Here is a 23,949-nt window from a genome sequence, read left to right as displayed (position 1 = left end):
GCGGTTTTTTTAATTATACTGAGATACTTCCTTTACAGCAGTCAAAAAATAGTAAAAAGGCTTCTGATATAAAAGAAGTAGTTTAAATGTTTGAAATATAAGTGCGTCTTTTTACTTGAAAGCCTGGAATCATTTTGTCCTGTTATGCACTATTCTTCTTTATTTTCTCACGAACTTTCTCCAGCATATCCACCGTCATTGCGTCCATATCATATGCTGCTTCAAAATCCCATTCTTCTTTCGCAGCATCTGCATTAATCGAATCCGGCCAGCTCTCTGCAATTCCTTGTCTGACCGGGTCTACCTGATAATCCATTGTAAAATCAGGAATGTGCTTGCGAATTGCTTCTTCAAAATGCTCCGGCGCAGCAGACATCGCAGTTATATTGAAGGCATTGCGATGCTTTAAGCGATCGGAATCTGCTTCCATCAGTTGAATAATTGCTTGTAAAGCATCTGGCATATACATCATATCCATACGCGTTCCTTTTTCTATATAAGAGGTATATGCTCCTGTCCGAAGTGCTTCATAATACACCTCCACCGCGTAGTCTGTCGTGCCGCCTCCTGGAGAAGTTACATAGGAAATTAAACCAGGAAAACGAACACCCCTGGTATCCACCCCAAATCTGGAATAATAGTAATCACAAAGAATTTCTCCTGCTACTTTATTCACCCCATACATCGTCGTCGGACGCTGCAGCGTATCCTGCGGGGTATTATTTTTCGGTGTACTTGGTCCAAAAGCTCCGATTGAGCTTGGTGTGAAAAATTTTAAATCTAATTCCTTCGCAGCTTCCAGTGCATTTACCAGTCCGCCCATATTAATTTCCCAGGCGACTTTTGGAAAAGCCTCTGCCTTCGCAGATAAAAGTGCAGCTAAATGAATAATCGTATCCACCTTGTATTTTTTGGAAATCTCGTAAATTTCCTTTTCCTTTGTCACATCGATTTCTTCAAATATTCCTGATGGCTGCTCCGGTCTCCGGATATCGGAAGCAATGACATTATCCTCGCCGTATGTACTACGAAGCTTCTCCGTTAATTCTGATCCGATTTGGCCTAATGCACCGGTCACTAAAATTTTTTTCATCTCGGAAAACCTCCATTGAGAGGATGTTCAAAAAAGCTGTTGGAAAGATGCTCCGCTCTTCTATCAACCTTTTGAACATGCGCTCTTATTTTTAAATATATAAATTGAAATAAATAGCTACCGCTACAACGGGTTTCATGGGGTGAGTAATCGCAACCCCAGAAAACACTACGCTTTCCGCGGGCCCCGAGCTCATCTCCTTTAAAGAAGACTTGCTGATTGGCAAGCCGACAGGTGCAGACAGAAGCATAGTCGCACTTATGCCCTGCGGGTGAAAAGAAGACTTAGCGATTGGCAAGCCGTCAGGCGCAGACAGAGCTAAAGTCGCACTTATGCCCCGCGCCTTCCCACAACGGACAAGACGTCCTAGTGTCGGTCGTTGGTCACAGGACGTGACTGTTCTTAGTCGACCAGGAGTCTCCGTGTTTTTCTTCTGGGACTGGGACTGCGGTTACTCGCCCCACCAAAAACCGTCGCTAGTTACCGTTTTCAATCATTATTTCGTCATTTTATAAGAAAAATAAAGTGTAATTTATTACTTCAATTTATATAAGTTTTAATTCCTTACCGATTTTTTCATAAATGCCAATAGCTCGATCCAGCATTTCTTTCGTATGCGCAGCTGTCGGCATATTACGAACCCGCCCGGTCCCCCTCGGCACTGTCGGAAACACGATTGCTTTCGCATAAACGCCCTCTTCATACAGTCTTTTACTAAATGTCTGCGCTTGTTTTTCATCACCGATAATACAAGGTGTGATTGGTGTTTCGCTGTCGCCAATATCAAAACCAAGCTTTTTCAAGCCTTCTTTCAAGTAATTCCCATTCTCCCAGAGCTTTTCATTCAGTTCTGTACTCTCCATGAGCATTTCAATTGCTCTTGTGCTTGCAGCTGCATCTGCTGGAGATACCGCTGTAGAAAATAAGAATGGACGGGAACGGACTTTCAACCAATCGATTAATGATTGTTTCCCTGCAACATAACCGCCGATAACACCAATTGCTTTCGACAGCGTACCCATTTGAAAATCTACTTTATCCTGCAACCCAAAATGCTTTACTGTTCCTGCACCGTCACCAGTTACTCCTGAGCCATGCGCATCATCTACATAGGTAATCAAATCAAATTCTTCAGCGATTTCCACTATCTCCGGAAGCTTCGCGATATCTCCATCCATGGAGAATACGCCATCCGTAATTACCATCACTTTATTATATGTCCCTGATTCTGTCGCTTCCTTCGCTTTCGCACGTAAATCCGCCATATCTGAATGCTCAAATCGAATAATCTTCGCCTTCGATAAGCGACAGCCGTCAATAATAGAGGCGTGGTTTAAAGAATCCGATAGAATCGCATCATTTTTATCCATTACAGCCGAAATCGCTGCCATATTACAGTTAAATCCAGATTGATAAGCGATAGCTGCTTCTGTTCCTTTAAATGCAGCAATTCTCTTTTCCAATTCGATATGCAAGTCAAGCGTTCCATTAATCGTGCGGACAGCGCCAGCGCCGGCACCATGGGAATCCACAGCTTGCTTGGCTGCATCTTTTAATTCATGGTGCGTCGCAAGCCCTAAGTAATTATTAGAAGAAAGATTGATTAATGTTTCTCCTTTGATTGTAATTTCCGGGCCATTTGCACCTTCTACAGTATCAATTTCGTTATAGAGACCATTTTCCTTTAAATCATTTATATTTGATTCCAAAAAATGATCTAATTTTCGGCTTGTCATACCCTATTTTCCTCCTTTAAAGCATTGTAAAATGTAACTTTGCACCGCATGGGTCTACGGACAACTCTTTGTCAAAAATGTAATCCCTTTCAAGTATAACATATAAATAACCCAATCCAGTTATTCACAGAATTAGCGAATATATATGAAAATTAATGTTTTTCCTGCTAGCCAATTTGACCATATTGTCCTATACTAAGAGAGTTGAATATTATTAAAAAGGATGTTCAAAAAGTCTCTTAAAAAATGATGCTTCGATAGAGTGAACTTTTTTTGAACACATACTTTAAATATATGATGGAGGGTTGAAAAGAAACATGCGAAAAGTTCTACTTACTTTGTTTATTTTTGTCATTGCTGCAGTAGGAGCTTTAGGCTATTCAAGTGCTCATAACGATAGTAATGAAGAAATTGAACAAAGCCCGGCTGCCACTTCTACCGAATTTCAGAATTAAAGAGGATATTCCAAGGATTTGATAAAGATAACACTGCCGGCTTTCTGGGGTGTAAAATATATCAGCAAATGTTTATTCGTCTTTTTAAAATGTAAAGAAAAAATCAGATGATCGTTGATAATAGATGAAACGCATGTATATCAGAAAAACTCTGCGTGATAACTACGAGATACGGACAGCTAAATATCATGACTTCATGGGGTCTCATGCTTATATAATCAAAAGTATGATGCCTTTTTTATGGCTTTTCACCAAAATCTATGGGTAACATAGTAGATATAAATTTGCTGTAAGCGGCCGCTACGGAAATACACTACGCTTTCCATGGGCTTGTCTTCAGCCTCCTCGAAAAAAGAAGACCACTTTTTCTGCGGGGTCTTCACACTGCGCATTCCCATAGGAGTCTACGTGTATTTCCTTCGCTTGGTAATTGCTATTATCATATTTAATTATATTTTCCAACCATAGATTTTGGTGTTGACCCTTTTTTATTATATTTATTTTCTCAACTAAAAAAAATAGCTTAAGAGTTTTATAGACTCTTAAGCTATTTTTATATGATTTATTCAACGATTGTTACGTTAACTTGTTGTCTTCCAAAGTTTACTGCTTCGTCTTGGGATGGTACGTGAAGGTCAATTTTGTTTCCATTGATTGCACCGCCAGTATCAGCAGCAGTTGCATAGCCATAACCTTCTACATAAACTTCACTTCCCAATGGAATAACATTTGGGTCTACTGCAATTACTTTCGCATTAGGATCTTGATTTAGATCTACACCAGTTGCAGTTACTCCGGAACATCCATTACAATCTGCTGTATATGCAGTCGCTTCTACAGAAATTGTTTCGCCTTGTGGAGAACCATTATCTGAAGATTGTTCTTCTGATTCAGAAGCAGCTGCTTCTTCATTAGAAGTTTGCTCTACAGCAGGTTCGCTTTCCTCTGCAGCCGGCTCTTCAGCTGCCTCTTCTTCTACTGCTGGCTCCTCAGCTGGTTCTTCTGTTGCTTCTTCTTCTGCTGCAGGTTCCTCAGCTGGTTCTTCCTCTACTGCTGGTTGCTCTGCTACAGCTTCTTCAGCTGTTCCATTTATTGATAATTCATTACCGATTACGATAATATCAGATGAAAGGTTATTCCATTCTTTAATATCGCTGACAGATACATTGAATTCTTTAGCAATAGCTGAAAGGGTGTCCCCTTTTTCTACTGTGTATACTGTTTCTTCTCCATCTTCACCAGATTCACTTACCTTAATAACATCTTTCGGGTGAATTACCTCTGATTTAAGATCATTTATATCAAGTAAGTTTTGCACGCTTGTATCATATTGAGCTGCAATCTTCCATAAGCTCTCTCCTGATTCTACCTTGTGTTCATTTGCGTCAGCGGAAACTGTTGTTGCAGCTGTACCGGTTATAATAATTCCAGCAGATAATGCTGCTACGAGTTTTCTCATCTGATAACCTCCTTATGTTTTTTCACAATGACTATCCTATCACAGGAATCAGAAGAATACAGTTACAGAAGGGTTAAGTGTAAATTACAATGATTACATATGCCCTGTTTACTATTACATTTGTAACATATTTGTTATAGAAGAGCGGTAAAGCGTATGCATTATGACAAACCCACGTCGAAAGCTCGTTTCTGTAATATAAAAAAAGAGCCCTCTATGATTAGAGAGCTCTTCGTCAACTGCTTGCCAGTATTCAATTAGCTGCTGAAAAAGTTCGCAATGGAACGGAAGATATCACTAAAGAAGTTCGCCACTCTCTCCCAAAATCCCCTGTCTAAACCTAAATCCTCTGCTCTTTCGACAAGGTCATTTGTAATACTCTCGAGTTGATCTCTCATTGCTCCAAAATCAATTTCTAAATCCCTCATTCGATTTACTAAATCAATAAGCATCTGCCTGTCGGCGTCATTCAGCTGAATGTCCAGATTGTTAAGCTGCTCATTAACGATTTGTTCTACTTCTTCTCTGGTTACTGGATTCTGTTCAGCAATCATTTTTTTGATTTCTGTTAAAAGTGTACTTACGTCTTCATCACTAATATCTTCATTATCTGCTAAATCAGTTGCTACTTCTAGCTCATCGTTAGCTAATTCCATTCGTTCCGGATCTAATTCTACTCCTTCTACATCATAGGCTTTGTATATTCCTGTCAATGCAGAATGACCAGATACTCTGACTGGAGAAACAACATCTACCGTCGCATTTTCCGCTCCGGCTGTTAACAGTGCGTTCATATACATTTCTCTGGTTACTTCCGTAATATTATCGGGTGTTAATATATTCACTTCCAGGCCGGAACCGCTTGACTCCAGCGTAATTCCTGCAGAAGAATACATATTTGCATCTGGATTTCCATTTATAAAATCAGCATAATCTTGTCCTGTAACGTCATGTTCTTCATATGTGTCATCATCTGAGATTTCCAAAGCCTCCCGAACTTCCGCCCGCTGACTGTCACTGAGTTTTTCCCCATAGATAATCGTCGTATTAGAAGCTGCTGAAACTGGCAATAGGATACTAAAAAATAATATGCAGCTTAGTGCCACGTATTTCAGCACGGATACTACCTTTTTATTCATTCTGTTTACTCCTTTTCTTCGTAAGCGTTTTTTAACTCCTACGTTTGATATTTATGATGAGCATCTATCGTCATCTATTATAACCCGAAGGAAAAATGTTTACATGTTTTTAAAACATTAATTTCATCTGCCGGCTAAATACAATCTGCAGAAAAAAACATGCTGCCAGCTCCCGGGCCTTCTAACAGTTGATTTATTTCTATAGGAAAAGCTTGGAACTATATTTTATCATATAGGATTACTGTCTATGTATCCTTGCTGATTCCCTCTCTTTTTTATGATAAAACGTTTTTTTATGACGTTAACTCAACTTTCACACTTAAGAATAAGCATATATATCTTGTATTCCTGGATGAACTTGTTTTCGATTACCACGCTTGCTTTTGGGTTACATATTCGGCCTTTTTGGAATTGATGATGGTGCGTAGCTCCGCTCCGGCCAACCACTCCGCTTTTCGCCGCAGCGGTGCTTTACACTTCACCTTCTATTCTTTGTCAAGGGAGTTATCGAAGGAACGGTCAACCCCTGTTTCTATGGAAATGAAGTTACTTTTTAATGTGCGAAAATGGAAGCATTAAAATAAATCCTTTTTGTAAGCAGATACCTTTTCATTTAGTTCGTGTTAGTGTATATTTGGAGTAACGAAATAAATGTAGGATTATTTATTGGAAATTCGGCACTCCTTTTTTAAGATTGCAGGAATTCCACAGATGGTGATAGCGTAATGCATTTATGCAACTTAAACGGACGGCTGCAGATTGTTTTAGAGAAGGTATGGGTCATTGGCACTTATGCCTTTTTCATATGTACTAAAGGCGCTTATCCCATTTCAAAACGAAAATGCATACAGCAAATTGGGTTTTCCCTGCTGTATGCTTGAATCAATAAGTGTACATGAATCTGCAGTTCTTACAATGTTAGAAAGAAGGTTTGAACGTTATTAATACACACCCAGGAGTAAAACGTAACTTAGTGATTATGTGGTTTGCTAATTTCTTTATTAGCGGAAGCATGACGATGGTTGTGCCTTTTATTTCCTTATATATTCAGTCCATGGGAAACTTTTCTGCGTCCTATGTGCAGACATGGTCTGGATTAACCTTTGCCGTTACTTTCATCAGTGCATTTATCTTTGCCCCGATTTGGGGAAGAGTCGGCGATCGCTTCGGCAGGAAGCGTTTAATGGTGATGTCTGCATTAGGAATCGGAATTTCCGTATTTTTAATGGGATTCGTCACAGCCGTATGGCAGTTATTTCTCTTGCGCTTTTTAATGGGAATCGTCACAGGATTTATTCCAATGTCTCAGGCGTTTATTGCAACCCAGACACCTAAAGAAGTTGCCGGAAAAGTGTTAGGCACCCTGCAGACCGGAACTATCACCGGTTCTTTGATGGGCCCCTTATTAGGCGGGGCGCTGGCAGATGCATTTGGTTATTCCAGCACCTTTAAATGGGTAGCAATCACTATCTTTATCTCCGGATTGCTCGTTATATTTGGAGTGAAAGAAATGAAGGTGACCTTTTCAAAAGAAGAGGATACAAAGAATTATTCCAGGAAGGAAGTATTGCAGTATATCCTGCGTAAACCAATCTTATTGATTGTTTTATTAATGTCTGCACTTGTACAGATTGCTCACTTCAGCGTCCAACCGATTTTATCATTATTTGTTGAAGAAATTCATGGGCCGGTCAATCTGGCATTCTTTGCAGGGATTGCCTTCTCCGCCACAGGGGTAGGAAATTTATTGATGACCAGACGCTGGGGAATGATTGGAGATAAGCACGGTTATACGAAAATATTGATTATCATGCTGTTTGTTTCCGGCTTGGTCTATTTGCCGGGCATGTTCATTACGAGTATTTGGCAATTAGTCATTATGCGATTCTTACTCGGTTTGTTCCTTGGCGGAGTTATCCCGATTCGTGTGGCTTATATCCGGAAAGAAGCACCTCTGTCTACACAAGGAGAAGTGCTTGGCTACGATACAAGTTTACGCTTTTTCGGAAACATTGTCGGTCCCATGCTTGGCGGTACCATCGCTGCAACCTGGGGATTCTCTTCCGTCTTTTTAACAACCGGCCTGCTGCTTATTCTTTGCGGTTTTATCATGCTTGTTGCCTGGTTACGTTATGAACATGAACCGAATACAAAGCATTCTCATTCGCACACTTTCTCATCCAGGTAAAAATATTGATTTGTTTCTATAATTATGCTAAAACTAAAAAAGTAGCGTTAATTATTATAGAAAGAAAGTGATAGCAATGGGTATCGTTGTCGTAGAAATATGTGACGGAAATGCCATCACTACTATAGATATTGAATCCATCTTAGAGAAAGAATTCCCTGAGGTAGCGGTTCTTATGAATGAATGCCTGTCGTTTTGCGGACTTTGTGCCGTTCGGCCGTACGCATTAGTAAATAATAAACGTGTGTTTGGCAAGACACCGGAAGAATGTCTTGATAAAATACGTTTGCAAATTAAAGAAGAGCTTGCAGTTTATGAATAACTGCAAGCTCTTTTACATATTTCAACATCATTTCCCGGGAAATCACAGACTTTCTTTAAAAATCTCCAGGGAATCCTTTTTCGTTAATGCACGATAGTTGCCGAATGTCGGGTTTGCCACCACGGTTTTCTCCGCCATTTCTTCAAGCGTAGACTCGTCAATATCATAATCTGCCAATTTGGAAGGGGCGCCTAGCTCATTCCAAAATTCACGCAGCTTATCAATTCCTTCTAAGGCAACTACTTTATCCGATTTCCCTATGGTATCTACGTCAAAGACCCGGACAGCAAGCTGCTTAAAGCGATGTACATTACTCTCATCCAGCACATACCTCATCCAATTCGGGAATAGGATAGCTAAACCGCCGCCATGCGGAATATCGTGAACAGCAGACACCGCATGCTCTAAATTATGCGTTGCCCAATCACCCCGATAGCCTAAATTCAGCATATTATTTAAGGCCAGTGTTCCTCCCAGCATTGCTGTAGAGCGATAGGCATAATTTTCAGGGTCTGCTAATAGTTTCGGCCCTACATCAATCAGGGTCAACAGAATACCTTCACACCATCTGTCTTGAATCGGTGTATTTTCTTCATGATGAAAATAATGCTCTAATACATGCGACATCATGTCTACCAATCCATAAATCGTTTGATCACGCGGTACAGAGAATGTATGCACAGGATCCAGAATAGAAAATTTTGGATAGGTATACGGAGACCCCCACCCATGCTTTTCGTTGGTTTCCCAATTGGTAATAACAGAGCCCGAATTCATCTCGGAGCCTGTAGCAGCTAAAGTGAGTATCGTTCCAAATGGCAGTGCACCTGCCGGCTTTTCTTTTTTCGTCACTACATCCCACATATCCGCATCCGTTACAGCGCCGGCAGCGATTGCTTTGGTACAGTCAATGGTGCTGCCTCCGCCGATAGCCAAGATAAAATCAATTCTCTGTTCGCGGCAAATACGTACGCCTTCCCGTACTGTAGAAATACGCGGGTTAGGCTCTACACCAGAAAGCTCAAACACCTCCGCATTGATTTTTTTCAATTCTTCCAATACACGATCATAGATGCCATTTCGTTTAATACTTCCTCCGCCATATACAATCAGAATACGGCTTCCGTAAGGCTGAATTTCGCCAGCCAGCCTTTCGATTTGTCCTTTTCCAAAGATAAGTTTCGTTGGATTGTGATAGATAAAATTCTCCATATAATCACTCCTTATGCTTTACGGTATGCTACAATATCCATTTCTACAAGAACGTCTTTCGGAAGACGGCTCACTTCCACACAAGCACGTGCCGGATATGGCTCGGACAACGCTGCTCCATAAATTTCATTCACTGTCGCAAAATCCTCCATGGAATTTAAGAAAATCGTAAATTTCACTGCGTTTGCAAAACTTAAACCTGCTTCATCTAAAATAGCCTGCAAATTCGCTAATACTTGCTTCGTCTGCGCTTCAATTCCTTCTACGACATCCCCTGTTGCCGGATCAATCGGAATTTGTCCCGAAATATAAAGAAAATCTCCTGCTTCAATTGCTTGAGAGTATGGTCCAATTGCTGCTGGTGCATTATTTGTCTGAATAGCTTTCATAAAAAATCATCCTCCGCCTTGTTTTTTTAGTATCCACTGTTGTCATAATCATCAGTTAATTACTTGGAAATATGCATAGTAGAACGATTCTTTTTATGCACAAAAAAGATATGACAACACCTCTGTATGTAAAAGCTGCTCTGAATCAAGAACATTTCACATACTGTTATCATATCAGTTTTCCAGTTCCATTTCTATTGCTTCCTTATAGGACATGACAGAAGAAACATAATAAATGTCTCCATAGCATGCATCTAATTCTTCCGCCTCTTCTCTCCGGCAGGCATAAATGGAAGCCTCTCTTCCCGCTTCTTCATACATATACTGCGAATAAGCAATAGCAGCGTCCTCAGAATAAGGCTCTTCCGTTTCCTGTAGATAGTTAATAAAGCCGGGACCAAAATTATAAGCTTGAACTGCTAAGGCTGTGTCGCCCTCTGCTTGTTCATACACCCAGGCAAAGAAGGATACGCCCTGCTCAATCGAATGCTCTGGATCATCAATACAGCCTATTTCCCCGCACAGGCTTTCCGAGGATTGCATCGGATCGGTACCGCGTCCACCGGATTCCTGCATCATCATGGCAAGAATTGTATTGGTCTGTTCTTCAATTCCATGCTGTTCTGCATATTTTTCAACAATCGGTTTATATTCCCATATTTTCTGGTTCAAGGCTGGCAGGGGACGTGGCCCTGACTCTTCCAGTTCTGGTTCAGATTGCTCTGCAACATAATTGACTAATAAAGAAAGGGAAACTAAACCGAAGAAAAACACAAGACATATAACTATCAAATATTTCAGCAGCTCTGCCAGCTGGCGTTTTTTCCTACGTTTCATATTTTTTCTCCTTTACCCATTCACCTATCCTCAGCATCCCCCATATAGAAATACCATATACCATATGTCCGGCCAGCCAGATAAGCCATGCCTCTATACTGCCTATTTCCGGAGTCCGGTCAGATAGCATCGTTGTCGGGAAAATAAGCAGGCCAATCGCAGCATTACAATATATATAAGACATCAGCTTCTGCTCCAGATGTTTCTTTGTTAATACGCGATAGAGAATCCAGACAATAGCCACAGAAACACCCAAATGGAAGGAAAACTCTACCCAATTAGGAAAATTCATTCCGCCAATTACGGGAAAATAATCTACATTCATCAGCAGGGTGTAAACAGGAATCGCTGCCCATTGCTGCAAAGCATATAAGGAGCCGCCAAGTACAAGGCCGGATACGAAACCGACAATCCAAATCATCCATGATCCTCCCCTGTTTAAGCATCTGCGAATAGCTTCTTCTCTCTCCATTTCCCGAAACGATAATATAGAATAGCAACCGCGCTGCTTAGGATAAAGCTTGCCCCTACACCAATTGCAATGCCAATTTCACCAAACAGGCGAGAGAATAAGGCAGCCAGGGGATAACGCAGTATCCAGAAAGAAATGATATTTAATATAAGAATCGGATACATTGCGCCTGCTGCCCGGACAACACCGTTTAAGATAAAATTAATCCCTAAAAACGGATAGCATAATGCAACAATCTGAAGATATATTGTACCAAATTGGACAGAAGCTTCGTCCTGAATAAACAACCTTACCCCATATTCAGCAAAAATGGCGACGATAATACCGATAAACAGCATAATAAGAAAATTATATATCACCCCAAACTTCGCCACTTCTCTGACTCTTCCCCAGTTTTGTGCACCGATATTCTGCCCAGCCATACTGGAAATGGCAATACTTAAAGCATGTGCAGGCAGCATTAATAAACTATCCAGACGCTGTGCTGCACTATACCCTGAAACAACTGCTTCTCCATGTACAGCCACTACCCCGATAATGGCAGCTGCACCAGCAGAAATCACTGCCATCTGCAGGCTGGATGGGATGCCGATATGCAAAATCAATTTAATTTCTTTCCATTTTGGCAGACTTGGAATCGTAAACGGAGCTAAATCCTTCTTCAGAATATAAAAGAATCCAATTAAAAAGGAAACACCTTGTGATATCACTGTAGCATAGCCTGCGCCATTGATGCCCCAGTCAAATACATGAATAAATAGCGGGTCCAATACGGTATTCAGCAGGACTGCTACTGTTACAAAGTAAAGCGGTGTTTTACTGTCTCCAATGGAACGCAGTACTGTACTGATAAAGTTATAGCCAAACAGTAAAAGAATCCCCATAAAGTTAATCCGCAGATAGGCAGCGGCATCTGCTGCCATTGCTTCCGGTGTTCCCAGCATGGTCAGCAGCACCTCTGCAAAAATATACCCGGAGACGCCAAGTAATAATGCAACCGATGTCATCAGAACAACAAATGCATTCAAATAACGCTTCAGCCCCTCTTCATTCTGCTTCCCCTGCTGCTGCGACAAAATGGTCAGAGCAGCATTATTTAAACCAATAATTAATGAGAGCACCACAAATATAATGCTCCCGGAAATGGCAACTGCACCTAGGGCGTTCGCACCAAGCAAATTTCCGACCCACAAACTGTCTACAAATTGATATGAGGTTTGCAGCAGATTTGCCAAAAGAATGGGTCCGGAAAAATAAAAAAGGCTTTTGCCGATACTTCCTTTTGTAAAATCATATTTCTTAGCCATTGATTTGCACTCCTGATTTTTTCTCACCTTATTCTTTGCTTTTATTATAAAGGGAAAGCATTAGAAAAACCTGTATTTGCTCTTCCACTGTAAAAATTGCTAAAATATCATCCTATAATGTAAAAAAAGAAGCTCTTATCTCAAAGAACTTCTTCCCCATTTTTTTATTTTCTTAACTTACTTGCGTTTTACTGCGCTTCGCATTTTTATCCCTCGACATAAATTGAATCACAAGCTGAATAGCAAATAATACAAAGCCTATTGTATCGGAATACCCTTCCGGATAAATCAGCATCAATCCAGTTGCAATAGCTAAAATACGCTCAAACCATTTGATTCTGCGGTACCAGTAACCAATCATTCCGGCACCAATCGCTATCATCCCGAGGATAGCCGTGAAAAAGGCAAATATAATCTCGAACACGTTCGCATCTATCATAAGGAGTGTCGGATTCAAAACAAACATATACGGAATTATAAATGCTGCGATAGCCAACCTTGCTGCATTTGCTCCGGTACGTATCGGTTCTCCCCCAGAAATCCCGGTTGCCGCGAAGGCAGCTAATGCTACCGGCGGAGTAATATCTGCCACAATTCCAAAATAGAATACAAACATATGTGCAGCCAGAAGCGGAATTGCTACATCCAGATTGTCATTTAGTGCTACAATTGCCGGCAGAGCAATTGTAGACGTGATAATATAGTTGGCGGTTGTCGGTGAGCCCATGCCGATAATAATCGATGTAATCATGGTAAATACCAATGTCAGCATCAATTGAATTTCCGGTGTAGAAGCAATCGTACCAGCAATCGATACTAAACTGTTTCCAAGCTTTAGGCCTAAGCCTGTTCTTGTCACTACCCCTACAATAATACCAGCACATGCTGTTGCAGCAGCAACACCTAATGCTGTTCTGGCCCCTTGTTCCAAGGCAACAATAAATTTAGCCGGTGTAATTCTCGTATCTTTTCGGAACAAGCTGACAATAATCGTCGTTAAAATCCCATAAATAGCTGCTCTCTCAACGCTCACACCGATAAATAAGAAATAGACAATGGCTAAAATCGGCAGCAGCAGATGAATCTTTTTTAAAACGGAGAGTTTACTTGGAATCTCTTCATCCGGGAGACCTGTTAAGCCTGTCCGTTTCGCTTCAAAATGTGTCATGATCCAAATCCCTGCAAAGTATAAAGCTGCGGGAATAACTGCTGCTTTCGCGATATTCCAATAGCTTTCTCCTGCAAATTCAATCATTAAAAAGGCGGCTGCTCCCATAATCGGCGGCATAATTTGACCGCCTGTAGAGGAGGCTGCTTCTACCGCTCCGGCAAAATTCTTCCGATATCCCAGCTTTTTCATCATAGGAATCGTATACGAGCCTGTTGTTACTGTATTTGCAACAGAGCTCCCCGAGATAGTTCCATTTAATGCACTTGAAAAAATAGCTACTTTTGCAGGCCCGCCTACTCTTTTACCGGCGATGGATATAGCTAAATCATTAAAATAATTTCCTACCCCTGTCTGCACTAAAAAAGCGCCAAATAAAAGGAATAAGAATATATATGTAGACGATACCTGCAAAGGAGTTCCTAAAATTCCTTCTGTCGTAAAGAACATCGATTGAATCAACTGCTCCAGCGACAGACCGGCATGCGCAAACATTCCAGGTATATTTGGACCGAGTAGTGCATAGCTAAGAAACAATAGTGCAATAATTGTAATCGGCAGACCTACTGCACGTCTGGCTGCTTCCAACACAAGCAGGATTCCAAGCCCGCCCACGACCATTTGCATGACAGAAATGCCGCCAAACTGCTGAACTAATGTATCATAATACACCGGCCAATAGCCGCAGACAAGAATGGATAACAGCATTAAAATATAATCATACCAAGGGATTTTATCCTTTCTCATTCCACGGGCAGCCGGGAATAATAAGAAAATAAGTGAAAGTGCAAATCCTAAGTGAATGGTTCGTTGAATATAAGCAGTCAGCTGACCAAAAATTCCGGTATATAATTGAAATACAGAAAAGGCAATTAACCCAAGAAAGATAACGTGATATATCTTACCCTTTACATTTCTGGTCTTTGCTTCTGCATCATATTTCTCCAACAACTCCTGCTGTTCTTTTTCTGAAAGCTGATCCTTCTCTTTTTCACTCACTGATTTTCTCTCCTTTCCAATAATCAAGCAATGTTATTTCATCTATTTTTACTCTATACCAATCTCCCGGCACAAAGTAGTCATTAAAAGGAACTTCACAACACTCCTTGATATCCTGATGATCTGCCCAAGCCAGCCGATGATTCGAAACAACTTCTCCATTCCGGATATTTAACGATTCAAATCGATGTTCCATATTTTTTATATGGTATTTTCCATCCTCATAAACAAATTCTTCGCCCTCACCCGCATTATTGGGCATACCAATACCAAACTCTTCATAAATTATTTCATATTGCTCGATCATCAAATCCTCTGTCACCCTGTATTTCTCCACCACATCTGTTAAATGGATCGAGTGAGTGAACGTAATCGAGAAATGGTCATTCTCTTTTAAAGGTAAAAAAGCCGTCAATTCTCCGGATTCGCCGTCGTTAAAAACTAACGCTGTCTGAATCGGATAATTCACGCCAAGTCCAATTCCTCCTCCAATCAAAAGAAATAAAAGAAGGAATTTTACCCACTTTCTCCGCATTTTAGCATCACCTAATTTTACAAGCTGTGCTTAAAAAAAGCCGGCAGCCTATCCCTGCATTCTCTGGGGTGGAGCCGGCTTATTCTATTTATTTATTCAATACCCTCTTCGTCAAAGTACCTCTGTGCACCTGGATGCACTTCAATATCAATTCCGTCTAACGCAGTATCCAGTGTGATGAAGGATGCTTTGTCATGCGCCATCCCTTCTGCATTTTCATAGATTGCTTTGGTCATCTCATAAACAAGGTCTTCAGATAAAGAACTGTTTACAGCCAATGCCGCTAATACAGCAACTGTTTCTACATCTTCACTTAGACTATAAGTACCTTCTTCAATCGTATCTGCAGCATAGTAAGGATATGCTTCCGTCAGCTCCTCAATCTTATCCTGTGCAATCGGAACAATAGCCACATCTACAGAAGCAGCCAACCCTTCTACCGCACCGGTAGGCGTTCCTGAAGTGATAAACGCAGCATCAATATTGCCATCCTGGATTCCTCCGGTAGATTCACCAAAGTCCAGATTTTGAGCATCAATATCGTCTATTGTCATATCGTGAACCTCCAGGATTTGTTCCGCATTGATAAATGTACCTGATCCAGGAGCACCAACGGAAACAGTTTTTCCTGCCAGGTCTTCGACAGATTCAATTCCAGAACCCTCTGTTGTAACGATTTGAACCGTCTCCGGGTATAAAGAACCCATTGCCTGTACATTTTCGACAGGCTCATCAAAAGCATTAATTCCTTCCTCAGCATGTGCTACCACATCTGTTTGTACAAAAGCAATTTCTACATCGCCATTCTCTATGGACAGAACATTTTCTGCTGAAGCATTAGAGGAAATCGCATCCGCTGTTACATCTGTATTACTTGAAATAATGGTTGCCATTTCTCCTCCAAGCGGGTAGTATGTTCCACTTGTTCCGCCGGTAGCAATCTGAATCATTTCCGGATCTGTACCCGGATCTCCAGCTTCCTCGCCGCCATCGTCTGCATTGCCGTCGTCACCGCCGCAGGCTGCTAATAATAACAATAATGCAAAAATAAGTGCCAGTGGGCTTAACCAATTCTTTTTCATCTAAAAGTCCCCCTTTTACAAAAAAGTATCGTACTTGTAATAAGTTTACAATATTAGTAACACAAACGTCAAATTATTCTCAAAACAGGAAACGATTACATAAATAATATTAAAAAAATTCATCACTTTAAACATTCCTTTTACTGTATGCTTTATAGCGCCAAAACATGCTGTATATTCTTTTTTTAAGCGATTTTCAAGTATTTCTTGACTACTTTTTGAATATTCCATAATATTAATGTAACCCACTTTCCAACGAGGTGATAAAACATTGTCATTAAAAATGTTAAAGCATGCTATTTATTCCATAAAACCTTTACCGCCAGTAAAAATATGCTATTTGATCCAATCCGAAGAAAATGAAATTGCTTTTAATGAAAACAAGCCGCTGCGTTCCGCCAGTATTATTAAACTGTTTATCCTTGCCGCTGCCTATTATGAAGAAGAAAAAGAAAATATTGATTTATCTAAACAGGTGCATCTCTCCCCCTCCGATATGGTTGGCGGTGCGGGAGTTATTCCTTATTTATCAGATAAGCAGAACTATACCTATCAGCAGCTCCTTGAATTAATGATCATTGTCTCTGATAATACCGCAACAAATGCATTGATTGATTTCATCGGTTTAGATACTATCCATGCATTTATTCAACAAATAGGCGGAAAGCACACGAAATTAGAGCGAAAACTGATGGATGAAGAAGCCATAAAGCTCGGATTGGAGAATCGGACGAGCTGCTATGATGTCATGCTTCTGCTGGATTTATTGACAGAGCCAAATAACATACTGCCGAAACATCGTCAGGAGCAAATGCTGACTATCTTGGAAAATCAGCAGTTCAACAGCAAACTGACTGCTTTTTCTGCCTATGATTCCTCCATCAAGACATTTCATAAAACCGGGGAACTGACCGGGGCAGAGCATGATGCGGCTATTTTTCAAACAGCTGATAAACAGCTCAAAGCAGTTATGCTGACAGAGGGATGGACGAACAATGGAGAGGGACAGCAATTTCATCAGAGAGCAGGAGCACATATCTATCATTATTTGAAAGGTTAAGCAGCCATGCCTCTCCTTTTCTATAAAAAATACAGGTATCTGTAAGGGGGGAAACAAATGAATATAACACTAGGGGTTTTAGGAGAAAAAACAATCGTTCAAAGAGTACAAGAAATCGCAGAACAATTTCCATCTATCGACGTCCTCCCTTTTGTATTGTCCGAATCATGCAATGCTGCAGTTCGAGCAGAGGGAGCCATGATGTGTGACGCACTTCTTTTCACTGATTACAGTGCCTACAGTGAAGCTTTAAAACAAAAGCGTCAGCAAATCATGCTTTATATCGCTTACGATGAATATAGTATTTTGTCATCTATCTTACGTATCGGACAGCTTTCTAAGAAAAAATGCATATCCATCGATTATCCGGAAGATATCAAGCACATTGATTTCAAGGATGATATCGCCATGACAGAATATGATTTTATTTCAGCCAGCTATACCAAGCAGAGTTATTTCAATGTGCAAATGCTGATTGATTTCCATAAGGATTTATTTTTGCAGAAAAAAATAGATTTAATTCTGACCTCGAGAAGAGATGTCTATAATGGGCTTTTTCAAGAAGCGTTACCTGTTCATTATATTCCAATACCTGATAAACGTATTTACCAGGCATTGGAAAAAGTAGTACGAACACTGGAAGTGCAGAAGGATTCAACCGGACTTGTAGTAACAGGTATTTTATTTTTAAAAGAAAGCCTCCCTATCCATATGCATCATCAAATACATACAGAAGTCAGAAAATATGTCAGTACATTTTGTCAAAAGTATGAGTCGATACTTTTACCGAATAAAGATAATCACTATTTTATCATCGGTACAAGCAAGCTGATTAAAGTGATTAAAGAAAACTATCGCGACTTTCCCTTTATCGAGGAGGTAGAAAAGCTTGCCGGCTGTTCTATTGGACTGGCATTTGGACTGGGATTGAATCCTCTTTCTTCTCAAAAAAATGCGTTTATGGCCCTGGAAGCCTGCCGGAATGATCGGCATAGCCTCAGTTATCTGGTTAATGAATGTCAGGAAATCATTGGTCCTATCGGCCAGCGGAAACATATCGACACCAATAAATTATTTCATGAGCTTGTTCATCAAGCCCGCCTGAACAATGAATTATCTTATCTTTTTATTCAATTTATTGTAGAACGTAATAATGAACCATTCTCATCAAACGATATTGCAATGTTTTATCAGGTCAGCAAGCGCAGTGCCGAACGGACTGTAAAAAAATTGCTGTCCGGAGAGATTATTAAAATTTCCGGCAAGGAAAGTCCCTATTCGAAGGGAAGACCCAGAAAGCTGTTCAGTTTAAATCAATAATGCCAAACAAAAAAGACGGAGCATGGCCGTCTTTTTTGTTATTTAGAAAGGAATATTCTACATTGATGTCTACAAACTTAAAAGTTCTTTAATATCATCCTCGCTTAGAGAAGAAAGCATCGTTTCTCCAGGCTGGATGACCTGATCAATTAATTCTCTTTTCTTTTGCTGCAGCTCATAAATTTTTTCTTCAATCGTGCCTTCTGTCACCAGACGGATAACCTGCACCACATTCTTCTGTCCGAATCGATGCGCTCTCCCAGTCGCTTGGTCTTCTACGGCAGGGTTCCACCATAAATCATATAAAATAACCGTGTCCGCACCAGTCAAATTCAGACCAGTTCCTCCTGCCTTCAGGGAAATAAGAAATATTCCTTTTTCGCCATGATTAAACCGTTCGCTCATTTCGACACGATTTTTAGAAGGTGTTTCGCCACTCAGATAAAAGTAGTCATGCTCTGCTGCCTCTAACCGTTCGCGAATAATGTCTAACATGCTGGTAAATTGGGAAAAGATAAGCAGTCTTTTTCCATTATTAATTGCTGTTTCCACTGTTTCCATCAGCTGCTCCAGCTTGCCGGATCTTCCTTCATAATTTTCGACGAACATGGAAGGATGACAGCAGATCTGGCGAAGTCTCGTTAACCCTGCTAAAATCTTCATTCTATTTTGCTGGAAAGAATCCTCCTGCATGGACACCGCGGCTTCCTGCTGCAGCTTCCTTAAATAACCGACATATAAATCCTTTTGATCATTTGTTAATTCGGAAATATGAACGGATTCGATTTTTTCCGGAAGCTCTTTGAGCACATCCCGCTTCAAACGTCGTAAAATAAATGGTTTTGTAATGGCAGCCACTTTGCTGGAATCAAGCTGCCTAAACGTCTTCTGGTCAGGCATTAATCCAGGCAGGACTACCTGGAAAATGGACCACAGCTCCTCAATTGAATTTTCAATTGGTGTGCCGCTTAACGCAAACCGCCGTGTCGCATGAAGTGTACGGATGGCTTTTGAAGTTTTCGTCTGGTAGTTTTTAATATACTGCGCTTCATCCAGCAATAATGTTTGGAACGTAATCTCCTGATAATAGTCAATATCCTGGCGTAAGGTTGCATAAGAAGTAATCCAGACATCCGTCTCTGCGGCGCTTTCCATTCGCTTATGCCTCTCCGCCGGCTGCCCGGTCAAAATAACCGAGGTTAAGTGCGGAGCAAACTTCTCCAGCTCACTTTTCCAGTTATATACTACAGAAGATGGAACTACAATCAAATGCGGGCCGACAGGATTCCCTTTGGATTCAGACGTAATATAGGCGATACTCTGCAAGGTCTTTCCCAGCCCCATGTCATCTGCCAGAATTCCGCCGAGCTGATACTGGCTAAGGGATTTAAACCATTGATAACCAACCTTCTGATAGGTTCGCAAGGATGCCTGCAGGTTTTCAGGCAGTTCATAAACCTGTTCCTCCGGCGACTTCAAATGGCTTAACAATTCTCTGAAATTCGAATCATACTGTTTTTTTGTATCGAGCAGCTCATCCAGCTGGGCGCCGCGATATACCGGCATCTGTACCTGACCGTTCTGAACGGCATCCTTATCCATTCCCAATCCGTCAAAAAACCGCTGAATGGAAGCAAATTCTTCCGTATCCAAATCCAGCATTTGACCGGAATTCAAACGAAAATAGCGTTTCTTTTCAATCACTGCCTGAAGAACTCGATTAATTTCATTATCATCTACTCCATCAATGGAAAAACCTATTTCTAATAAATTATTTTGCCCCTCCATGCGGACACTCGTGCTCGGCTGCGGATCATAATCAAAGAACAGCCTTTTAAAATCGCTTGACAGAAACAGTTCTACATCCTTATCTAAGGAAGGTAAAATCTTATATAAGAAATAATAGAGGTCTTCTTCATCCACAGACATATAAAGTTCTCTGCCATTATATTTGAAGTTTGCTTCTTCGATATGCTGCATAATCAGACTTTCTTTATCCACGTCCCGGATCAGCATCACATCCGAATCTTTTTTTCCTTGAAATGGATCAATCACATGTGTGCCATAATGATATTCCAGACGGCCAACAATTAAATCCTCCCGCAATTCCAAGTAGCATCTTGCTTTTAACGGCTCCTTGATGACCTCATCTGCAATACGTTCATCTAATTGAACCTGGCCGACTGTCTCCAGCGCCGGCATAATTTCAGAGAGAAAGGTATCTGTCTGTTCAACAGGAACATCAAAGTAAATATTCTCTAAACGAAACATTTCCAATTCCTTCAAAACAGGGACTTGCTCTCGTTTAGGAAAATAGAAAACACCATCTAAAAATAATACATCATAGTTAGGAAAGAATGTCATTTCATTTCCCTGCTGCAGATTAAGCGAGATATGCTGGTCGTTTTTCATAACGTCAAATTGAAAAGGCAGTTCCCCATCAACGATTTGCACCTCTTTATATTCTTCCCGCTCCGTTTTCACAGCCGCTTCCCGTTCCATTAATTTATATAATAAATTTTTTGCAAGCACCGGCGGAATCAGAAGATACCTTTCACTGCTTCTTTTCCCTGCATAATTATAGGAATCATACAGGTCAGCACTCTTGCTTGCCTGATACAGCAGCTCAAAAATCTCTTGATCTGCTTCTTCCACGACATGCTTCCCTGCTTGAAATGTAAACTTTTTAGAGAAATAATGATCTCTTTTTCTAAAATAATTTTCTAAGAAGTCCGCTGCATTCTTTACCACATAGCGGTGCTTCTCACCAATTTTCAATTCTACCTGCAAGTGTCTCAAATAAGACCAGCTTACAATATACTCTACCTTTACCGGGTGCTGATAAGAAGTGTTTTCTGTGACACTTCTCGTTCCTCGGATAGCTTCCATAAAACGATTTAAACGATAGTGATTTACTTTTGGCTTCACATCACTGTTTTCATAGCTTTGAACTGCTAATAAAGCGGCTACGATGTGCTTGCAATAGCCGTACACCTCAAATGCAGGACAATCGCAATGCATGTCGATGGAACCCTGCTGCAAATCATTGGTATTCACTTCTACAAAGTAATCCTCTGTACCCTGGACTGTTGCCGACCAGGTCAACTGATTCGGATTATACATTAAATCCTTTACTTTATTGGTTCTAAAGTAATTCAGACCACGACGGTAAAAATTATCAGGAAACGCATTTTTTATATTGATATCTTTAATTTGTTTCAAATCTGTTAACCCACCTTTATGTTGTCAGATGATTTCCCAAGGGCAGTAAATACATAAATCAGGATGGAAATAACGATAGAGCCTGCTGCTGTTAAATAGATAGATGTATAGTTAAGCATTGCTGCAATCTGCCCGAACAAAATTGCCCCGACGCCGACTCCGAGATCAAAACAGGAAAAGAAGGTCGCATTTGCCATTCCTTTCCGGTCAGCTGGCGCCCGATTGACCGCCCATGCCTGCAGGGCAGGCTGAACTGCCCCAAATCCCAGCCCAAATAAAGCTGCTGCTGTCAATAAAACAGTTATGTTGGGCAGCCAGGCTAAGAGAAGCATAGACAGGAATATAAGCGAAACTGCCGGCAGAAAAATCATTTTATGACCTTTTCTATCGTATAGTCTGCCCGAAAACAGCCGCGAAACCATAATAAATACTGCGAAAATAAAGAAATAGATTTGAATCCCCTCTACGCCTCTTTCCTGCGCATGCAGAGGCAGAAATGTCGCTATTCCGCCAAATGCAAAGGTAATAAAAAATAGCAGAATTGATGGCTGCAGTGCGCTTTTTTCCAGTACGTCAAAGCGCGCAACCTTTGTTTGATGAGCCGGATCAACTTTTTTATAGCGGATGCGCATGGCAAAAAGAAACGCCACTACACCGCAAAATGCACATAGTAAAAAAAGCTGCTGATAGGAGATAAGCACAACCAGTGTCAGGCCTAAACTTGGCCCGAAAGACAACGCAATATTTCCGGATAAACCAAAATAGCCCATTCCTTCCCCTCTCCGCTTTGGCGGGATCAAATCGGTTGCTATTGTTCCTCCGGCTGTTGTTGAAAATCCCCAGCCGATACCTTGAATAATTCGTATTATAATTAAAATTAAAATGCTCGCTGTAAACGCAAATGCTCCTACAGAGAGAACAAAAATCCCTAATCCGATTAAGTAAACAAACCCTCTCCCCTTATTTTCGAGCGCATGCCCGGCATAGGGACGTATCAGGAGGGCAGAAAACGTAAAAATACCTACAATAATACCTACCATTTGGTCGCTTCCGCCAAGATCCTTCACAAATAGCGGTATGGTAGGGATAGTCATTTGAAAACCTAAGAAAATAAAAAAGTTCGCTATCCAAATATATAAAAAATCCCGCGAAAAAATCTTATCATCCTGCGGGACGTTTTGCGCTTGAACCGACGACATAAACATCCTTCTCTCATTTTGTCATTCCTAAGCTATTATACAGGAGTTTCTCAGCAAATAACATGAAAAGAATTTAGAGGAGGTTCTTCCTTCTCATAAAAAATACAGGAGAGCGGGGGTTATCCCGCTCTCCTGTATTTTTTATATTTTTATTTAATCCACTGCTTTAAGCTGCATTGGTTTCAGGTTGTTTTCCTTTTCTTACGCGTTGATTCCAGGTTTCTTTAAGATAAGGCATTACCCAGCGGTCCAGACCATATCTTCCAGCATTTGCACCAGCGATAGCAATGAAGATTCCTAAGATAGCCATTTGCGGGTTTGTAGAGAACGTTCCGCTTAGCAAGAAAGAGAAGTTCATTACAACGCCCATAAGTGCAGCAAGGTTTGTAAAAATACCTAAGATTAGTCCAAATCCAACCAGTACTTCTCCCCACATAACGAATACAGAAAATAGTCCAGCGTTCGGAATTGCTACCGTTTCAAGAAACGTTGCCCACCAGCCCTGTACAGCCGGATTTTCTCCAGTTGTTTGTGCAATAGCACCTTGCAAATAACCACCTGCATCAAATTCACCGCCTACAATTTTGCCCCAGCCAGAGGTCAGCCATCTAAATCCAAGATAAAGTCGAATAATCACCCAAAGCCCCGCAACGTACTTGTTTGTTCTTAAAAAGTTCATCATGTCAATCTCTCCCTTTATTTAATAAAATAATTTGTTTTTAACTTGTTCATTGTTTCACATTTATTTAAAGAGG

20 protein-coding genes are annotated in these 23,949 nt (G+C 40.7%); 5 read left to right on the top strand and 15 right to left on the bottom strand.

Annotated elements, in window-relative coordinates:
- Positions 1-142: 142 nt before the first annotated feature.
- Both ACFO3P_RS05185 and ACFO3P_RS05180 read right to left on the bottom strand, forming a co-directional pair.
- Positions 143-1,093 (bottom strand): L-threonine 3-dehydrogenase, encoded by a 951-nt coding sequence (locus ACFO3P_RS05185; RefSeq protein WP_256705242.1) that lies wholly within the window; start codon positions 1,091-1,093, stop codon positions 143-145.
- A 545-nt stretch (positions 1,094-1,638) separates the two neighbouring features.
- A complete protein-coding gene (locus ACFO3P_RS05180; protein ID WP_193064778.1) occupies positions 1,639-2,829 on the bottom strand; it encodes a glycine C-acetyltransferase in 1,191 nt (396 codons plus the stop codon).
- 317 nt (positions 2,830-3,146) lie between these two features.
- On the opposite strand from ACFO3P_RS05180, the gene ACFO3P_RS05175 reads away from it, so the two are divergent.
- Positions 3,147-3,284: a hypothetical protein gene (locus tag ACFO3P_RS05175; protein ID WP_175296993.1), complete on the top strand. Its 138-nt coding sequence runs from the start codon at positions 3,147-3,149 to the stop codon at positions 3,282-3,284.
- A 562-nt stretch (positions 3,285-3,846) separates the two neighbouring features.
- Here ACFO3P_RS05175 and ACFO3P_RS05170 read toward each other — a convergent pair.
- Positions 3,847-4,743 carry a 3D domain-containing protein gene (locus tag ACFO3P_RS05170; protein WP_193064779.1) on the bottom strand — a complete coding sequence of 299 codons (897 nt, stop codon included), beginning with the start codon at positions 4,741-4,743 and terminating at the stop codon, positions 3,847-3,849.
- 257 nt (positions 4,744-5,000) lie between these two features.
- Positions 5,001-5,882 (bottom strand): DUF1002 domain-containing protein, encoded by an 882-nt coding sequence (locus ACFO3P_RS05165; protein ID WP_042529298.1) that lies wholly within the window; start codon positions 5,880-5,882, stop codon positions 5,001-5,003.
- 979 nt (positions 5,883-6,861) lie between these two features.
- On the opposite strand from ACFO3P_RS05165, the gene ACFO3P_RS05160 reads away from it, so the two are divergent.
- Together ACFO3P_RS05160 and ACFO3P_RS05155 are read left to right on the top strand one after the other, a co-directional pair.
- Positions 6,862-8,070, top strand: a complete 1,209-nt coding sequence (locus ACFO3P_RS05160; RefSeq protein WP_193064807.1) for an MFS transporter — start codon at positions 6,862-6,864, stop codon at positions 8,068-8,070.
- Between the two features lie 76 nt (positions 8,071-8,146).
- Positions 8,147-8,392 carry a YuzB family protein gene (locus ACFO3P_RS05155; protein WP_042529296.1) on the top strand — a complete coding sequence of 82 codons (246 nt, stop codon included), beginning with the start codon at positions 8,147-8,149 and terminating at the stop codon, positions 8,390-8,392.
- 42 nt (positions 8,393-8,434) lie between these two features.
- Here the strand turns inward: ACFO3P_RS05155 and ACFO3P_RS05150 are convergent, their stop codons facing one another.
- The 8 genes from ACFO3P_RS05150 to ACFO3P_RS05115 form a co-directional block, all read right to left on the bottom strand.
- Positions 8,435-9,604: an iron-containing alcohol dehydrogenase gene (locus ACFO3P_RS05150; protein WP_193064780.1), complete on the bottom strand. Its 1,170-nt coding sequence runs from the start codon at positions 9,602-9,604 to the stop codon at positions 8,435-8,437.
- Between the two features lie 11 nt (positions 9,605-9,615).
- Positions 9,616-9,993 (bottom strand): RidA family protein, encoded by a 378-nt coding sequence (locus ACFO3P_RS05145; protein ID WP_042529292.1) that lies wholly within the window; start codon positions 9,991-9,993, stop codon positions 9,616-9,618.
- 174 nt (positions 9,994-10,167) lie between these two features.
- Positions 10,168-10,830 (bottom strand): lysozyme family protein, encoded by a 663-nt coding sequence (locus tag ACFO3P_RS05140; protein WP_042529290.1) that lies wholly within the window; start codon positions 10,828-10,830, stop codon positions 10,168-10,170.
- The gene (locus ACFO3P_RS05135; protein WP_289584451.1) at positions 10,820-11,251 is read right to left on the bottom strand and encodes a hypothetical protein; all 432 of its coding nucleotides are present in this window, start codon (positions 11,249-11,251) and stop codon (positions 10,820-10,822) included. The genes ACFO3P_RS05140 and ACFO3P_RS05135 overlap by 11 nt, the downstream gene beginning before the upstream one ends.
- A gap of 17 nt (positions 11,252-11,268) precedes the next feature.
- A complete protein-coding gene (locus ACFO3P_RS05130; RefSeq protein ID WP_193064782.1) occupies positions 11,269-12,609 on the bottom strand; it encodes an MATE family efflux transporter in 1,341 nt (446 codons plus the stop codon).
- 172 nt (positions 12,610-12,781) lie between these two features.
- Complete coding sequence (locus ACFO3P_RS05125; protein ID WP_193064783.1) at positions 12,782-14,776, bottom strand: TRAP transporter permease; 1,995 nt, start codon at positions 14,774-14,776, stop codon at positions 12,782-12,784.
- Positions 14,769-15,311 (bottom strand): DUF1850 domain-containing protein, encoded by a 543-nt coding sequence (locus tag ACFO3P_RS05120; protein WP_042529282.1) that lies wholly within the window; start codon positions 15,309-15,311, stop codon positions 14,769-14,771. The genes ACFO3P_RS05125 and ACFO3P_RS05120 overlap by 8 nt, the downstream gene beginning before the upstream one ends.
- A gap of 92 nt (positions 15,312-15,403) precedes the next feature.
- Positions 15,404-16,393, bottom strand: coding sequence for a TAXI family TRAP transporter solute-binding subunit (locus ACFO3P_RS05115; protein WP_042529280.1), 990 nt, complete (start codon positions 16,391-16,393; stop codon positions 15,404-15,406).
- Positions 16,394-16,664: 271 nt separating this feature from the next.
- Here ACFO3P_RS05115 and ACFO3P_RS05110 point away from each other — a divergent pair, with 271 nt between their 5' ends.
- Entirely contained in the window at positions 16,665-17,453 is a 789-nt protein-coding gene (locus ACFO3P_RS05110; RefSeq protein WP_289584452.1) for a serine hydrolase, read from the top strand.
- A 57-nt stretch (positions 17,454-17,510) separates the two neighbouring features.
- Positions 17,511-18,773, top strand: coding sequence for a hypothetical protein (locus ACFO3P_RS05105; protein WP_289584453.1), 1,263 nt, complete (start codon positions 17,511-17,513; stop codon positions 18,771-18,773).
- A 69-nt stretch (positions 18,774-18,842) separates the two neighbouring features.
- On the opposite strand, the gene ACFO3P_RS05100 is transcribed toward ACFO3P_RS05105, so the two are convergent.
- From ACFO3P_RS05100 to ACFO3P_RS05090, 3 genes are all read right to left on the bottom strand, one after another.
- Positions 18,843-21,995, bottom strand: a complete 3,153-nt coding sequence (locus ACFO3P_RS05100; RefSeq protein ID WP_289584454.1) for a DEAD/DEAH box helicase — start codon at positions 21,993-21,995, stop codon at positions 18,843-18,845.
- 5 nt (positions 21,996-22,000) lie between these two features.
- The gene (locus ACFO3P_RS05095; RefSeq protein ID WP_139088981.1) at positions 22,001-23,194 is read right to left on the bottom strand and encodes an MFS transporter; all 1,194 of its coding nucleotides are present in this window, start codon (positions 23,192-23,194) and stop codon (positions 22,001-22,003) included.
- A gap of 166 nt (positions 23,195-23,360) precedes the next feature.
- A complete protein-coding gene (locus ACFO3P_RS05090) occupies positions 23,361-23,876 on the bottom strand; it encodes a DoxX family protein (RefSeq protein ID WP_289584455.1) in 516 nt (171 codons plus the stop codon).
- Positions 23,877-23,949 lie beyond the last annotated feature (73 nt).

This window comes from Oceanobacillus aidingensis, assembly GCF_042654105.1.
In the GTDB taxonomy this organism is placed as follows: domain Bacteria; phylum Bacillota; class Bacilli; order Bacillales; family Amphibacillaceae; genus Oceanobacillus; species Oceanobacillus oncorhynchi.
Note: the sequence above shows the minus strand (reverse complement) of the source record. Positions and strands in the feature narration are given on the sequence as shown.

Excerpts from the sequence above, each read along its gene's own strand:
- ACFO3P_RS05185 (WP_256705242.1), bottom strand. The coding sequence starts at position 1,093 with ATGAAAAAAATTTTAGTGACCGGTGCATTAGGCCAAATCGGATCAGAA.
- ACFO3P_RS05180 (WP_193064778.1), bottom strand. The coding sequence starts at position 2,829 with ATGACAAGCCGAAAATTAGATCATTTTTTGGAATCAAATATAAATGAT.
- ACFO3P_RS05175 (WP_175296993.1), top strand. The coding sequence starts at position 3,147 with ATGCGAAAAGTTCTACTTACTTTGTTTATTTTTGTCATTGCTGCAGTA.
- ACFO3P_RS05170 (WP_193064779.1), bottom strand. The coding sequence starts at position 4,743 with ATGAGAAAACTCGTAGCAGCATTATCTGCTGGAATTATTATAACCGGT.
- ACFO3P_RS05165 (WP_042529298.1), bottom strand. The coding sequence starts at position 5,882 with ATGAATAAAAAGGTAGTATCCGTGCTGAAATACGTGGCACTAAGCTGC.
- ACFO3P_RS05160 (WP_193064807.1), top strand. The coding sequence starts at position 6,862 with ATGTGGTTTGCTAATTTCTTTATTAGCGGAAGCATGACGATGGTTGTG.
- ACFO3P_RS05155 (WP_042529296.1), top strand. The coding sequence starts at position 8,147 with ATGGGTATCGTTGTCGTAGAAATATGTGACGGAAATGCCATCACTACT.
- ACFO3P_RS05150 (WP_193064780.1), bottom strand. The coding sequence starts at position 9,604 with ATGGAGAATTTTATCTATCACAATCCAACGAAACTTATCTTTGGAAAA.
- ACFO3P_RS05145 (WP_042529292.1), bottom strand. The coding sequence starts at position 9,993 with ATGAAAGCTATTCAGACAAATAATGCACCAGCAGCAATTGGACCATAC.
- ACFO3P_RS05140 (WP_042529290.1), bottom strand. The coding sequence starts at position 10,830 with ATGAAACGTAGGAAAAAACGCCAGCTGGCAGAGCTGCTGAAATATTTG.
- ACFO3P_RS05135 (WP_289584451.1), bottom strand. The coding sequence starts at position 11,251 with ATGATTTGGATTGTCGGTTTCGTATCCGGCCTTGTACTTGGCGGCTCC.
- ACFO3P_RS05130 (WP_193064782.1), bottom strand. The coding sequence starts at position 12,609 with ATGGCTAAGAAATATGATTTTACAAAAGGAAGTATCGGCAAAAGCCTT.
- ACFO3P_RS05120 (WP_042529282.1), bottom strand. The coding sequence starts at position 15,311 with ATGCGGAGAAAGTGGGTAAAATTCCTTCTTTTATTTCTTTTGATTGGA.
- ACFO3P_RS05115 (WP_042529280.1), bottom strand. The coding sequence starts at position 16,393 with ATGAAAAAGAATTGGTTAAGCCCACTGGCACTTATTTTTGCATTATTG.
- ACFO3P_RS05105 (WP_289584453.1), top strand. The coding sequence starts at position 17,511 with ATGAATATAACACTAGGGGTTTTAGGAGAAAAAACAATCGTTCAAAGA.
- ACFO3P_RS05095 (WP_139088981.1), bottom strand. The coding sequence starts at position 23,194 with ATGTCGTCGGTTCAAGCGCAAAACGTCCCGCAGGATGATAAGATTTTT.
- ACFO3P_RS05090 (WP_289584455.1), bottom strand. The coding sequence starts at position 23,876 with ATGATGAACTTTTTAAGAACAAACAAGTACGTTGCGGGGCTTTGGGTG.